Source organism: Nocardia xishanensis NBRC 101358 (assembly GCF_001613365.1).
In the GTDB taxonomy this organism is placed as follows: Bacteria; Actinomycetota; Actinomycetes; order Mycobacteriales; family Mycobacteriaceae; genus Nocardia; species Nocardia xishanensis.
Genome location: NZ_BDCF01000012.1, coordinates 58,244 through 72,320, shown reverse-complemented (window position 1 = coordinate 72,320; position 14,077 = coordinate 58,244). Strand labels below are relative to the sequence as shown.

Annotated in this window: 15 protein-coding genes; 9 read left to right on the top strand and 6 right to left on the bottom strand. The window is 66.1% G+C overall.

The genetic code is table 11. From position 1 onward, the window contains the following. The first annotated feature begins 111 nt into the window (after positions 1-111). The 4 genes from NX1_RS11880 (at position 112) to nrdE (ending at position 4,099) form a co-directional block, all read left to right on the top strand. On the top strand, positions 112-681 hold the full coding sequence (locus NX1_RS11880; RefSeq protein ID WP_068057839.1) for an NAD(P)H-dependent oxidoreductase: 570 nt from the start codon (positions 112-114) through the stop codon (positions 679-681). 530 nt (positions 682-1,211) lie between these two features. Further along, complete coding sequence (locus tag NX1_RS11875; RefSeq protein WP_068057657.1) at positions 1,212-1,445, top strand: redoxin NrdH; 234 nt, start codon at positions 1,212-1,214, stop codon at positions 1,443-1,445. 45 nt (positions 1,446-1,490) lie between these two features. Further along, positions 1,491-1,952, top strand: a complete 462-nt coding sequence (gene nrdI, locus NX1_RS11870) for a class Ib ribonucleoside-diphosphate reductase assembly flavoprotein NrdI (RefSeq protein ID WP_068057655.1) — start codon at positions 1,491-1,493, stop codon at positions 1,950-1,952. A gap of 65 nt (positions 1,953-2,017) precedes the next feature. Further along, positions 2,018-4,099, top strand: a complete 2,082-nt coding sequence (gene nrdE / locus NX1_RS11865) for a class 1b ribonucleoside-diphosphate reductase subunit alpha (protein WP_245668460.1) — start codon at positions 2,018-2,020, stop codon at positions 4,097-4,099. 92 nt (positions 4,100-4,191) lie between these two features. On the opposite strand, the gene NX1_RS11860 is transcribed toward nrdE, so the two are convergent. Together NX1_RS11860 and NX1_RS36155 are read right to left on the bottom strand one after the other, a co-directional pair. Next, a complete protein-coding gene (locus NX1_RS11860) occupies positions 4,192-5,184 on the bottom strand; it encodes an LLM class F420-dependent oxidoreductase (protein WP_068057837.1) in 993 nt (330 codons plus the stop codon). 140 nt (positions 5,185-5,324) lie between these two features. Next, positions 5,325-5,792 carry an RDD family protein gene (locus NX1_RS36155; RefSeq protein WP_068057648.1) on the bottom strand — a complete coding sequence of 156 codons (468 nt, stop codon included), beginning with the start codon at positions 5,790-5,792 and terminating at the stop codon, positions 5,325-5,327. A 245-nt stretch (positions 5,793-6,037) separates the two neighbouring features. On the opposite strand from NX1_RS36155, the gene NX1_RS11850 reads away from it, so the two are divergent. The 3 genes from NX1_RS11850 (at position 6,038) to mgtE (ending at position 8,483) form a co-directional block, all read left to right on the top strand. Then, positions 6,038-6,253, top strand: a complete 216-nt coding sequence (locus tag NX1_RS11850) for a type II toxin-antitoxin system VapB family antitoxin (protein WP_068057835.1) — start codon at positions 6,038-6,040, stop codon at positions 6,251-6,253. 67 nt (positions 6,254-6,320) lie between these two features. Then, positions 6,321-6,845 carry a hypothetical protein gene (locus tag NX1_RS11845; RefSeq protein ID WP_068057833.1) on the top strand — a complete coding sequence of 175 codons (525 nt, stop codon included), beginning with the start codon at positions 6,321-6,323 and terminating at the stop codon, positions 6,843-6,845. A 276-nt stretch (positions 6,846-7,121) separates the two neighbouring features. Beyond that, complete coding sequence (mgtE, locus tag NX1_RS11840) at positions 7,122-8,483, top strand: magnesium transporter (protein ID WP_068057646.1); 1,362 nt, start codon at positions 7,122-7,124, stop codon at positions 8,481-8,483. A gap of 90 nt (positions 8,484-8,573) precedes the next feature. Here mgtE and NX1_RS11835 read toward each other — a convergent pair whose 3' ends face one another. Both NX1_RS11835 and NX1_RS11830 read right to left on the bottom strand, forming a co-directional pair. Then, a complete protein-coding gene (locus NX1_RS11835; RefSeq protein WP_157119685.1) occupies positions 8,574-9,548 on the bottom strand; it encodes a hypothetical protein in 975 nt (324 codons plus the stop codon). Positions 9,549-9,680: 132 nt separating this feature from the next. Then, positions 9,681-10,757 carry a hypothetical protein gene (locus tag NX1_RS11830; protein ID WP_068057642.1) on the bottom strand — a complete coding sequence of 359 codons (1,077 nt, stop codon included), beginning with the start codon at positions 10,755-10,757 and terminating at the stop codon, positions 9,681-9,683. Between the two features lie 360 nt (positions 10,758-11,117). On the opposite strand from NX1_RS11830, the gene nrdF reads away from it, so the two are divergent. Further along, positions 11,118-12,080, top strand: coding sequence for a class 1b ribonucleoside-diphosphate reductase subunit beta (gene nrdF / locus NX1_RS11825; RefSeq protein WP_068057638.1), 963 nt, complete (start codon positions 11,118-11,120; stop codon positions 12,078-12,080). Positions 12,081-12,142: 62 nt separating this feature from the next. On the opposite strand, the gene NX1_RS11820 is transcribed toward nrdF, so the two are convergent. Then, positions 12,143-12,979, bottom strand: a complete 837-nt coding sequence (locus NX1_RS11820) for a dioxygenase family protein (protein ID WP_245668459.1) — start codon at positions 12,977-12,979, stop codon at positions 12,143-12,145. A 210-nt stretch (positions 12,980-13,189) separates the two neighbouring features. Between NX1_RS11820 and NX1_RS11815 the strand changes: the two genes are divergently transcribed. After that, complete coding sequence (locus NX1_RS11815) at positions 13,190-13,390, top strand: hypothetical protein (protein WP_157119683.1); 201 nt, start codon at positions 13,190-13,192, stop codon at positions 13,388-13,390. A gap of 101 nt (positions 13,391-13,491) precedes the next feature. Here the strand turns inward: NX1_RS11815 and NX1_RS11810 are convergent, their stop codons facing one another. Next, positions 13,492-14,001: a coiled-coil domain-containing protein gene (locus NX1_RS11810; protein ID WP_068057629.1), complete on the bottom strand. Its 510-nt coding sequence runs from the start codon at positions 13,999-14,001 to the stop codon at positions 13,492-13,494. Positions 14,002-14,077: the final 76 nt, after the last annotated feature.

Genomic DNA, 14,077 nt, shown 5'->3' with positions numbered 1-14,077 from the left:
CGGTTAGTGTCGGGTGAAGGTTCGGACACCACATTCAGTACACCAGGAGTTGTCATGAGTGAGCGAAGCGAGCGAATCATCAATACAGCGTCCCTGGCGAATGCCGAAGGCATGAGTCAGACCCGCATCCTCGCTCTCGTCGGAAGCCTGCGCGCCGCGTCGATCAACCGGCAGCTGGCCGAGGCCGCCGTGCAGACCGCGCCGGACGGTGTCGAGGTGACGATCTACGAGGGCCTCGCCGACATTCCGTTCTACAACGAGGACATCGACGTTCCCGGCGCCGTACCTGCCGCCGCGCAGCGCTTGCGTGACGCGGTCGCCGGAGCCGACGGCGTCCTCTTGGTGACCCCGGAGTACAACGGCACGCTGTCGGCGGTGCTGAAGAACGCCATCGACTGGACCTCGCGGCCGTACGGTGTCGGCGCACTCAAGGACAAGGCCGTCGCCATCGTGAGCGCATCCATCAGTCCGAACGCGGCGCAGTGGGCGCACGGCGACGCGGTCAAGGCGGTCGGCGTCGCCGGCGGCAAGGTCGTCGAGGCCGCGCACGCCCACTTCGGCGTGATCGGCGAGCGTTTCGGCGCCGCGCACCCGCGCGAGGACGCGGAGGCGCTCACTCAGCTCGGCGCCACGGTGCACGAACTGGTCGAGGCCGCGCGCGGGCAGTTGGTGTCCGCCTGATCGCTCTCCGATGATGGTGCGCGCCGTCCGCCATGGCCGCCCCCGTCCTCTACTCGGACGGGGGCGGTCTCGTGTTTCCGGTGTGTCGGAATGTCCCATAAGGGGTAGACGAGACAGCGGTGGCAGGTGTGACAGAAGAGTTTGCTGGGAGAGCGCTACGGTACGGAATTGTGATCTGCACCACGGACGTGTCGGGTTGCGAATCGAGCGTCCTGGTACTTCTCGCGGTGGAATTACACCTGTGCGACTCGCAACATGTCGTGTTGTTTCAATCTGTCGGCCACTAGGTGTAGTGTCTTCGATGCTGGAAGGCGGACTGAGACCCACCGCGAAAAGCTGTCGCTCGCAGCGGCGCTAGCAGGGGTTTCGAGACCGGATCCAGGAGTTTGCGCGGCGTACGTCGGATCACGTACCGCATACGGATCACCGGCTGTGGATCGGGCTCGCGGGTGCGAGCACGGGCCCGGAGGCGGAAGCCGCGTAACCAGGCCGCGAAACACCGCGCATCAGGCACAGGAGAGAGGGACTCAATGACCATCACCGTGTACACCAAGCCCGCTTGCGTCCAGTGCAACGCCACCTACAAGGCCCTCGACAAGGTCGGGGTGGACTACGAGGTCATCGACATCTCCGAGAACGACGAGGCGCGTGACTACGTCATGGCCCTCGGCTACCTGCAGGCTCCGGTCGTCGTCGCGGGCGAGGACCACTGGTCCGGCTTCCGTCCCGACCGCATCAAGGCCCTCGCGGTCGCGGCGGCCTGATCGGCGCCACATCTTCGGCGTTCGTCCGATGGGAGAGGAGGAGCCATGTCCCCCGGGACTGCGCTGGTCTACTTCTCCAGCGCTTCGGAGAACACGCATCGCTTCGTCGAGAAGCTGGGACTCCCGGCGACTCGCATACCACTGCACACCGCCGATTCGCTGCGCGTCGACGAACCCTACGTGCTGATCGTCCCGACCTACGGGGGCGGTCGGCACGTTCTGGGGGGTGACAGGTCCGACAAGGACTTCGTACCGCGGCAAGTCGCCAAGTTCCTCAACGATCCGCACAATCGCGCGTTGCTGCGCGGCGTCATCGCGGCGGGAAACACGAACTTCGGCGATACCTATTGCTTTGCGGGAGAGGTGATCTCGCGCAAGTGCGGGGTGCCGTACCTGTATCGCTTCGAACTCATGGGAACCGCTGAGGACGTCCACCGCGTCCGAGAGGGATTGGGATTGTTTTGGCAACAGCAACGACAGCGCCTGCCGGAAAGACAGCTCGCTTAGAGCAGCCCCCGGTGCGCGGCGCCGACGCCGGCGGCGAGGTACTCGACTACCACGCCCTCAACGCGATGCTGAACCTGTACGGACCGGACGGTGAGATCCAGTTCGACAAGGACCGCGAGGCCGCCCACCAGTACTTCCTGCAGCACGTCAACCAGAACACCGTCTTCTTCCACAACCTGGACGAGAAGCTGGACTACCTGGTCGACGAGAACTACTACGAGGCAGAGGTCCTCGACCAGTACAGCAGGGCGTTCATCAAGAGCCTGTTCAAGCAGGCCTACGCGCACAAGTTCCGGTTCCCGACCTTCCTCGGCGCGTTCAAGTACTACACCTCGTACACGCTCAAGACCTTCGACGGCAAGCGCTACCTGGAGCGCTTCGAGGACCGCGTGTGCATGGTCGCGCTGACGCTGGCCGCTGGTGACGAGGTGCTGGCCCGCAAGCTGGTCGACGAGATCATCGACGGACGTTTCCAGCCCGCCACCCCGACCTTCCTGAACTCGGGCAAGAAGCAGCGCGGCGAGCCGGTGTCCTGCTTCCTGCTGCGCATCGAGGACAACATGGAGTCCATCGGGCGCTCCATCAACTCGGCGCTGCAGCTGTCCAAGCGCGGCGGCGGTGTCGCCCTGCTGCTCAGCAACATTCGCGAGCACGGCGCGCCGATCAAGAAGATCGAGAACCAGAGCTCGGGCGTCATCCCGATCATGAAGCTGCTCGAGGACTCGTTCTCCTACGCCAACCAGCTCGGCGCGCGGCAGGGCGCCGGTGCGGTGTACCTGCACGCGCACCACCCGGACATCTACCGCTTCCTGGACACCAAGCGGGAGAACGCCGACGAGAAGATCCGCATCAAGACGCTCTCGCTCGGCGTGGTGATCCCCGACATCACCTTCGAACTGGCGAAGAAGAACGAGGACATGTACCTCTTCTCGCCGTACGACGTGGAGCGGATCTACGGCAAGCCGTTCGCCGACATCGACGTCACCGAGAAGTACCACGAGATGGTCGACGACAAGCGCATCCGCAAGTCGAAGATCAAGGCGCGCGAGTTCTTCCAGACCATCGCCGAGTTGCAGTTCGAATCGGGCTACCCCTACATCATGTTCGAGGACACGGTGAACCGGGCCAACCCGATCGCGGGCAAGATCACCCACTCCAACCTGTGCTCGGAGATCCTGCAGGTCTCCACCCCGTCGGAGTTCAACGACGACCTTTCCTACGCGAAGGTCGGCAAGGACATCTCCTGCAATCTGGGTTCGCTGAACATCGCCAAGACGATGGATTCGCCGAACTTCGCGCAGACCATCGAGGTGGCGATCCGCGCGCTGACCGCCGTGTCGGACCAGACCCACATCTACTCGGTGCCGTCGATCGAACAGGGCAACAACCAGTCCCACGCGATCGGCCTCGGGCAGATGAACCTGCACGGGTTCCTGGCCCGCGAGCGGATCCACTACGGATCCGAAGAGGGCATCGACTTCACCAACATCTACTTCTACACCGTGGTCTACCACGCGATCCGTGCGTCGAACCTGATCGCCAAGGAGCGCGGCAGCTACTTCGGCGGGTTCCCCGAATCGAAGTACGCCAGCGGCGAGTACTTCGACAAGTACACCGACCAGGCGTGGGAGCCCAAGACCGACCGGGTGCGTCAGCTCTTCGACGACGCGGGCGTGCACATCCCGACCCAGGAGGACTGGCGCGAGCTGAAGGCGTCGGTCATGGAGCACGGCATCTACAACCAGAACCTGCAGGCCGTGCCGCCGACCGGCTCGATCTCCTACATCAACCACTCCACCAGCTCGATTCACCCGGTGGCGTCGAAGATCGAGATCCGCAAGGAAGGCAAGATCGGGCGCGTCTACTACCCGGCGCCCTACATGGACAACGACAACCTCGAGTACTACGAGGACGCCTACGAGATCGGCTACGAGAAGATCATCGACACCTACGCCGCGGCCACCCAGCACGTGGACCAGGGCCTGTCGCTGACCCTCTTCTTCAAGGACACGGCCACCACCCGTGACCTGAACAAGGCGCAGATCTACGCCTGGCGCAAGGGCATCAAGACGCTGTACTACATCCGGCTGCGCCAGATGGCGTTGGAAGGCACCGAAGTCGAAGGCTGCGTGAGCTGCATGTTGTGAGCCCGCCGAAAGGGGCGGCTTCCCTCAGGATGCCGCCCCTTTCGCGTGGGCTGGCCGCTTGCTGGCGAGGAACAGTACGGGGTCGGGGCGAATCAGGACAGTGCGGGGATGACCTCGCGCTCGAAGAGTTCGATGCCGGAGGTGTCGTAGGCGGCCTCCGGGAAGTTGAGGATCGTGTAACCGAGACCGAGATCGCGGACCTTGGATAGGTTTTCGACGATCTGCTCCGGGGTGCCGACGGCGGCGGTGCCGCGGTACAGGTTCTCGACGTGTTCGGCGGCCTGCGCGGCGCCGACGAACGGAGTCAGACGATCACGCAGGGCAGCCAGGCGGTCCTCGACCTCGGTCTCGGTGGCGCCGATCGCGACATTGAAGTTCGACGAGCGGACGATCGCGTCGAAATCGGTGCCTACCTCGGCGCAGTGCCCGCGCAGGATCTCCGACTTGCGCGCGAATTCGTCGACGTCGCCGGTGAAGTTGGTGTAATCGGCGTACTTCGCCGCGATGCGCAGGGTCTTCTGTTCACCGCCGCCCGCGATCCACAGCGGAATCCCGCCCTCCTGCAACGGCAGCGGGCGCACGATCGCGCCGTCGACCTGGTAGTGCTTGCCGTCCAGCGTGGCTTTGCCCGCGGTCCACGCCTGCCGGAAGATCTGCACCCCCTCGTCGAGACGGCCCAGGCGCGCTCCCGCGGAGGGGAAGCCGTAGCCGTAGGCGCGCCACTCGTGCTCGTACCAGCCGCCGCCGATGCCCATCTCCACCCGGCCGCCGGAGATCACGTCCACCGTCGCGGCGACCTTCGCCAGGTAGGCCGGGTTGCGGTAGCTGATGGCGGTACACATCTGGCCGAGCCGCACCCGCGAGGTGGTCGCGGCGAACGCCGACATCAGGGTCCACGCCTCGTGCGTGGCCTCCTCGGTGGGCACCGGAACGGTGTGGAAGTGGTCGTACACCCAGATCGATTCCCACGCGTCGTTCGCGTCGGCGCGTCGAGCCAGGTCTCGCATCACCTCCCACTGCGCGGCGGGCTCGATCCCCACCAGATCCAGCCGCCAGCCCTGCGGAACGAACAATCCGAAGCGCACAGACTTCTCCTTCGCGTATCCGAGCATGACCTGTCCCGGCAATCCTGCCGCGAACTCGCCTTCACCCTGCCCAGTCATCGCCCAGTGTTCAACCATTCGAACCCCCATGCGTCGAACACGTGCGCCCGGCCGCCCGGCAGTCAGCCCAGCAACTGCAACGGGATCGCGACGATCGCGAAGAGGCCCTCGAACCACTGTCGGACCAGTTCCCAGAGCGTCGGGTAGGAACGGTCGCCCTTGCGCAGGCGCAGGCCGAACAGCGCCTTCCCGAGGGTCGTGCGGGTGAGCCGCTGCACCACGGTGCGGTGGACGAAAGACGATCCGAGCCCGGCGAGGACGCCGAACAACACCGACTGATCCGCATGGCCGAGCTGGTCCGCCGCGTACCAGACGCCCGCACCGATCGCGGCGTGCAACGCCAGGTCGATCAGGAAGGCCGCCGCCACCCGCACACCAACCTTCTCGCCCTCGTGCCGTCCGCTCCCCACCCATAGGGCATCGTCCTTCTTCGGCTCCTCCGGCCGCGCATACCGCAGCGTCCCATCCGAACGCCGCTCGAACCGGGCCACGGCGCCATCCCCGCGCCGCCCCTCCACCGTCTCGTCCATGCCCGGCAACGTATCTCCAAAGACCGCCCCGAAACCTTGCCGAATCCTTACCGCATCACGAATCATGTTGTGTCCCAGTGGTTGCCTGAGATGTGCCGCAGATCTACTCGCGGAGGAGGTCGAGGGTGGTGAGGGTGCCCGGGTGCGCCGACAAGCGGGGTCCTGGGCGGGGCGGGCGCGGACCACTGTCCGTATTGCGTGAATTCGGCCTACGATTCGAGGAGGGGGCGATTTGGGAGGTGCGCGTGTCGCAGACATCGATCGACGTGGATGATGCCGCCCTGGCGGTGGTGGGTGTGCTGCTGGGAACGACGAGCACCGAGGAGACGGTGAACGCGGCACTGCACGAGGTGATCGCGCAACGCAAGCGGCTGGCGATGCTGGAGCGGATGATGGTCCGCTCGCGCGAGAAGGTCGACCGAGCGCCGGATCCGTGGCGCAAGACCGCAGGCTGGCGTTGAGGAAAAGCGCGGAGCCGGAAGGAAATTCGCTGGCCGAGCGGCCAACGGCACGGCCATGCTGAGTGCGATGAACGAAGAAAGACACTATCGGCTCGGCGTGGACTTCGGCCGGGTCATCCAGGGCGCCGCGCTACCCTCCGGAAGCGAAGACACCGTCTTCCTGGCCGGCGGCATCGAGGATGCCATGCGAACACCGCCGAGCCCCAACGCTTTCGAGGTGCTGGCGCGTTTGGTCGCGCTGTTCGACGGCCGCGCTTGGATCATCTCCAAATGCGGTCCGCGCGTGGAGCAGCGCACCCGGCAGTGGCTCGACCACCACGACTTCTACGAGCGGACCGGCGTGCCGCGCGACAACCTCCGGTTCTGCAGGCAACGCGCGGACAAGGCGGTGCACTGCGCCGAGCTCGGCATCACACACATGATCGACGACCGCCTCGACGTGCACTGGGCACTGCGCGATCTGGTGCCCTATTTGTACCTTTTCGGCGTCCAAACCGAACCGGTCCCCGAGTGGGTCGAGCACGTTCCGTCCTGGACCGAAACGGAACTCGCCGTGGTGGCCTCGCTGACGTCGCGACCCGCGGAAACGTGACGACACGCCGCTCGCCGTGAAACCTGTGGTTGAAACATGTATCCTTCACGAGGACGCATTCGCGTTCGAATTCTGTTGACCAGGTAGACGGCGCGCGACCGGTCGGTCGCGGCGGGAACGATCAGGAGGTGGGTTGCCATGCGCAGTGAACCTCCCAGTCGAAGGCCGCGCGGCGCCGCCCCTTCGCATACCTGGTAGGTCTGCGTCGCCCGGGTGGGCGCCTCGCGGTGTGAAACTTCGCGCACTTTTCACCCCACGCTGTGCTGAGGACCTCCCATGTCGCAGACCGATCTGATCGAAGCACGCCCGGCGCCCTCCGAGTCCCTGCCGGACTTCGTCGCCGAGTACCGTGTCGACGCCCTCGACTGGCTCGACAACCACCCGCCGCATTTCATCGCCGACCAGCTGGCCCGAATGGACGCCGTCCGAGCGGGCATGGCGTTCCGGCTGCTGGACAAGGATCTGGCGCTGGCCGTGTTCGAGGAGCTCGAGCCGGTCGACCAGCAGCAGATCCTGCAGGGCCTGCGCGACCAGAGCTTCCGCGAGCTGGTCGAGGGCATGGCCCCGGACGACCGCGCGCGCATGCTGCGCGAAGCGCCCGCCAAGGTCGCCAAGAAGGTGCTGGCCGGGCTCAGCCCGCGCGAGCGCCGGATGACCGCCGCGCTGCTCGGCTACCCCGAGGGCTCCGCGGGCCAGTACATGACGCCCGAGGTGGTCGCGCTGCCGCGGGACCTGACCGTCGCAGCGGCGCTGGCCATGGTGCGCGCTAAAGGGGCGAGTGCGGAAACCGTGTACACGCTGCCCGTCGTCGACTCGGGCCGCAGGCTCACCGGCGTGGTGGAGCTGCGCGAGCTGGTACTGGCCGGGCCGGACACCATGGTGTCCGAGCTGGTCGTCACAGAGCCCGCGTTCGCCCGCGCCACCGACTCCGCGGAGAAGGCCGCCCGGTTGATGCGCGAAACCAACGACATCAACCTCCCGGTGGTGGACAGCGAGGACCGCCTCGTCGGCCTGCTCACCATCGACGACGCGGTCGAGGTCATCGAGGCCGCCGACAGCGAGGACGTCGCCCGCCAGGCCGGTTCCGCACCCTGGGAGGGCCACTACATGGCGGCCGGGGTCTTCCAGCTGGCCCGCTATCGCGCGCTGTGGCTGATGCTGCTGCTCTTCGCGGCGACGCTCACGGTGAGCGTCACCGATTTCTTCGAAGGCACCTTGCAGCAGGCCGCGCACCTCGCTCTGTTCATCCCGCTGCTGATCGGAGCGGGCGGCAACGCGGGCGCGCAGGCGGCCACGGCCTGTGTGCGCGCGCTCGCCGTCGGCGAGGTACGCGTCTCGGACCTGTTCAAGGTGATCTGGCGCGAATGCCGGGTCGGGTTGGTGCTCGGATCCCTTTTGGCCAGTGCGGGATTGGTGATCGGCGCGGTGTTCGTCGGTCCGCGCATCGCGGTGGTGGTCGCGATCACGCTGGTGCTGATCTGCGGGTGGGCGGCGACCATCGGCGGCACCATGCCGCTGCTCGCCAAGAAGCTGCGCATCGACCCGGCGGTGGTCTCGGCGCCGATGGTGACGACGCTGGTCGACGCCACCGGGCTGATCATCTACTTCACGACGGCGAAGCTGGTCCTGGGGATCTGAGGAATTCCGTTCCGCCGCAAGCTTTCCGGGACCGGCTGCGGGCCGACATCCCGGAAGCGTGCGGATTCGGGACGATACCCCGTCCATGGATCACGGCAGCATTGGCAGCAGCCTGCGCATGACCTCTTCCACGGCGTCGGGCTTGCCCACCGCCGAGACGACGGGGGTCCGGGTCGGCAGCGCCTGGCCGGTCACGGCGGGGCGGAGCGGGGGACCGACCGGTGCGGAGTAGACACGCGTGTCACCGGCCGCGGCGGCGACCTGGTGCACCGGCCGAGGGCCGACCGTGAACGCGGGCTCGCCCGGTCCCGCTGGGTTTCCGTCCTGGTATTCGTAGTTGATCACGACGTTGCCGCCGCGAAAACCGAACTCGCACTTGTGCAGCTGCTGTTCGCCCGCGGGCACGGAGATGCCGAGTGCGGGCGCCACCGCGCACGGGTCGTGTCCGGTGAGAATGCTGCGGGCCGTCACGGGCGAAGTGCCGTGCGGCGGCTCGATACGCCACTCCGTCAACGCCGTTCGCACCAGCGAACGGGCCACGGCGCACGGATCGCCGCCGATCGGGCCCTGTACGTCGAGCCAGAACTCGGCGGTGGCGGGGAAGCGCGCTTCGGCGTAGCAGGTGCGATGGCCCTGCTCACGAAGCTGCGCGTCGGTCATGGACTTCCTGTCGTCCAACAGCGAGACGGTGACGTCACCCACTCGTTCGATCGCCGCGTCCTTGTCCTCCCACGGGGTGCTCGTCGGCGGCGCAACCACGTGCCACACCAGCGTCGTCCCTTTGCCCGGCTCGGCCGAGCCGATGATCGCTTTGCAGCTCGAGGGCTGCGTGTTGTCCACGGACACCACCGCACCCACCTCGCGTAGCTTCTGATTCGGCAGCAGCGCGCAGGGGTCGATATTGCGTGCCCTGCGCAGCATTTCGAGTCGCTGCGCGTCCGTCTGCGGTGTGGTGGACCAGAATCCGCCCGTTGCGGGGTCCGCGCTCGACGCCGAATCCGACGCGTCCTGGCAGGCCGCGGTGGTCAGCACGAGTGCGGCCGCCAACAGCAGTCGACGCAGCATCGATTCCCCTTCGTTCGGATCGGATTCGCGTGGCGCGGGTCTGCTCCCGCGGACCATCGCCGCCGAGTGTGCACGGATCGACCTTGTGTCGCAAAACAGGAGCCCGGACGCCGGAGTGCGTGCCGGGCGGCGTCAGGCGGCGGGAAACAATGCGACCGCGTGGCGCAGAACCTCTTCCACCACAGCGCCGTTACGGCCGAACACGTTGACGACAGGAAGGTTCGGTCCCAGGAACGATTCGGGTTCGGTCGATGGCACGACAGGTCCCATTATCGCGTTGTACGAAAAGAAATCGGTCGCGTCCGGATCTCCGTACCCGGGATGCCCGTTGATGACGAAGATCGGCTCGCCATCGACGACCAGTTGTTCCCTGTCGTAGGTGTACTCGACCTGAATGTCGTTGTCGCGGTAGCGGAAGGAGCATCGCCATTCTCTTTGTTCCGCCACCGGCGTCGTAACACCGAGGCCCCTCGCCACCGCGCAGGGATCGCTGCCGAGCAGGACGGTCCTCGGCGTGTCGGGTGAGGTGCCCTGCGCGGGTTCTTTGTCCAGCTGAGCGATCATGGTCGGTAGTACGGCCTCGGCAACCGGGCACGGTTCGGTGCCCAGCGGGGTCGTGACGAACAGCATGATGGCCGCGGTCGAGGGGAAACTCGCGCTCGCGGTGCAATTGCGCTCTACGAGCTGGCCTCGATGGTCCGGGTTGGCGTCGAGGTCGCTCACGGTACCGACCGTGACGGCGCCGATCTTCGTCGTGCGAGCGCGCTCGTGCTGCGTGATACCGGTCGGGGCGACGAGCAGCGACCAGCTCAGGTCGGTTCCTTTTCCGGACTCCGTGGAACCCATCCGCGCTTCGCACCAGTCAGGCTTGCGGACCTGTACCCAGCTGACGGTGTCGATTTTCGCCAGTTCGGCGCGCGGAAGGAGCGCGCACGGGTCGATCGCGCGGACCTTGCGCAGCACTTCCCAGCGCTGATCCTCGGTCTGAGGAGCGGCGGACCAGTATCCGCCGGAACCTGCAGGCGTGATCGGTAGATCGTCCTGACAGGCGGACGCGCCGAGCAAGACGACGACGGCGGCGACGGCCGCGGCGAATCTGCGCAAAACAGTGAACCCCCTCGTGCGGCGCGCCGAGTGCGCGCGCCGGTCGATGCAGGAGTCTGCCCGGTCGTCGCGTACGTCGCAAATGTCCTCGGTGCGGGCGAACATGCCGCTCGGTGAATTTGCGCACTTCGCCCCAGGCGGATTCCGCGGGCCGAGACCGGGTCGGCAAATCCGAGCGGGCGGGCCGACCACGAGCACTCGCGCAGGCAGCCCTCCCCGCTAACTGCTGGCGATGGCTAATTGCTGGCGATCGATCGGTGCCGGTCCGGGACCGCTGCGCTCGCGTGCGGGCCGGTGCCGCACAATAGGTGCCGCACGCGGTGCTCCCACGGCGAACAGCTGTCCGGGACGTCCACCGTAGCGACACAAGGTGTTGTGCTGCATGGAGTTCTGAGCCACTAGGAGTAGTGTTCGGTGGTAGGAGCTCCGTGACGGCAGCGTGCTCGGGAAAGGTGTGGAGGCAGGATGAAACTGATCGATCGGGTGTCGGCCATCAACTGGAATCGGGTGCCCGACGAGAAGGATGCCGAGGTCTGGGACCGGCTGACCGGCAACTTCTGGCTGCCCGAGAAGGTCCCGGTGTCCAACGACATCCCCTCGTGGAACACGCTGACCGCCGAAGAGAAGCAGCTGACCATGCGGGTCTTCACCGGTCTGACCTTGCTGGACACCATCCAGGGCACCGTCGGCGCGGTGAGCCTGATCCCGGACGCGCTGACCCCGCACGAGGAGGCGGTGCTCACCAATATCGCGTTCATGGAGTCGGTGCACGCGAAGAGCTACAGCTCCATCTTCTCCACGCTGTGTTCCACCAAGGAGATCGACGAAGCCTTCCGCTGGTCGGAGGAGAACCGGAACCTGCAGCGCAAGGCCGAGATCGTGCTGGCCTACTACAACGGAGAGGACCCGCTCAAGCGCAAGGTGGCCTCCACCCTGCTGGAGAGCTTCCTGTTCTACTCCGGCTTCTACCTGCCGATGCACTGGTCCTCGCGCGCCAAGCTGACCAACACCGCCGACATGATCCGCCTGATCATCCGCGACGAGGCCGTGCACGGCTACTACATCGGCTACAAGTACCAGAAGGGTCTCGAGCTGGTCTCCGAGGCCGAGCGGGACGAGCTGAAGAACTACACCTTCGAGCTGCTCTTCGAGCTCTACGACAACGAGGTCGAATACACCCAGGACCTCTACGACGAGGTCGGCCTCACCGAGGACGTCAAGAAGTTCCTGCGCTACAACGCCAACAAGGCGCTGATGAACCTCGGTTACGAGGGACTGTTCCCGAAGGACGAGACCGACGTGAATCCGGCCATCCTCTCGGCCCTCTCGCCGAACGCCGACGAGAACCACGACTTCTTCTCGGGTTCGGGTTCGTCGTACGTGATCGGCAAGGCCGTCAACACCGAGGACGAGGACTGGGAGTTCTGACCCGTTACTCCTGATCGGGGCCTCGCCGGACGCGGGGCCCCGATTCGTTTCTGCCGTTCGGCTCAGCGGCCCGGCGGCGGACCGCCCGGACGGCCGGGAGGTGCGCCGAAACCGCCTCCGCGGGAACGGTTCTCGGATTTCGCCGCGACGCCGACGGTGAGCGTGACCGTGAGGCCGACGGCGGGCGTTCCGGTAACGGTGGCCAATTCGGCGTTCCAGCCGTCGCCGAACACATTGTCGGAGGCGAGGGTGACCCCGGACAGATTGCGCACGCTCTGCGCGTAGCCGGAGTCGTGCGCGAAGACGGCCTCGCACGCGTCCTGGGGGAGCGCGATCTGCGAGGTGAGGCGGGCGTCGCTGCCTGCGACCGCGGACTCCAGCGAGTCGAACACCTCGAAGTGGATGTGCGGCCAGCGGCCCGAATAGCAGGCTGGGAAGATCGAGGTGAAGGTGACCGTGCCGGTCGCGTCGGCGACTTGGACACCGCGCAGGTAATTCTGGTCGGTGACGCCGGGGCTGTAGAGCGAATAGTTCCCGGCGCGATCGCAGTGCCAGACGTAGACGGCCATGCCGGAGCCTGCGGCGCCGTCCTCGACGAGGTCGCGCAGCGACAGCTTCAGTGTCATCGGAACGCCTTCCGCGACACCGGAGTACGATCCGAAGCTGGTGGTGATGTCGGAGCGGACCACGCCGGACTCGATGAGGACGTTGGGCCCGTTGGAGCCGTCGCCGGGATACGGTCCGGCCGTTTCCTCAGGCGCCGCGCTCGCCGCGTCGGCGGTGGTGTTCGCGACGGACGTCGTGGTGCTCGACGTGCCGGTCTGCGTCGCTGTCGCGCAGGCGCTCGCGGCCGTCGCCCCGGTGATTCCGAGAAATACCAGCGCTCGCCGCCGTGACATGATTCGCAGGTCGTGCGCCAGACCGAGATCGTGCTCGTGCGCCTCGCCGTATCTACCCACCGCGTTCTCCTCGACTCGTTTCGCGTCGAAAGCGACGGTAGGGGGCGGCGCTCGGACCGGTCTGGGACGTCGCTGGGAGTTCGCTGTGAGGGGATGTCGGCCGTGTTCGCTCGCCGGGCGCGCCGCCGAGATCGTGCTGCGGGAATGGGAATGCCATCCGCACCAAGGAAATTCGCCCAACACCGCGCGCACGCCGATGACCGGCGCCGATTCGGTGCGCCGGTGGATCTGCCCTCGCTGGCAGATCCCATCTTGCCGGACCGGACGTGGACTCCGACCGTGACCATCGACGGTGAGGATCAGGAGATCATCGCCGCGGTCGGCCAGGCGGTGCTGGCGCTGTTCGATTGAGCGGCATCGCATCCGAAGGAGGATGCGATGGGTCCGATCAGCTGGACCGGACGACCGAGCCCGCCGCCGCGAAGTGGCGACGACGGGCTCGGCTGATGAACCTAGCGCCTGCCTTCCCTCAGTAGTTGGAGTATCTGGCCGACTCCGACCTTCAGTTCGGCGACGTCGGTTTTGAGTGTTGCGACGTCGGTCTTGAGTGTTGCGACGTCGGTTTTGAGTTCGGCGACGTCGGTCTTGAGTGTTGCGACGTCTGCTTTGAGTTCGGCGACGTCCATCTTCAGTACTGCGACGTCGGTCTTCAGGATGGCGACATCGGCTTCCAGACGGCCGACTCTTCCCTTCAGCCCGCCGATCTCCTCCGACATCTCGCGTCGGAAGCTTTTCATCTCGACGTCCACGGAGATGAGGCGGGAGATCACGGAACGCTTCTCGACGTCACCGACGTCGCCACGAAGGTCGACCACCGCCTTGTGTGCGGCGAGGACGTTCGTGTTGATCGTTGCCAACTTCGAGTTGAACTCGGTCACCATGACAGTATCGCGGATGACCTGAAGGCCCTGCCAGCGTTCGAGTGCGATCAACCTGCCTTCGAAGTTGTTCCCGTGCGTCATGCCCGCTCGGTCCTCCCGGTCATCGTCAGCGTGTCGTTGCCGAAACGAATTCGTGTCGCGGACTGCGGGATTCGCT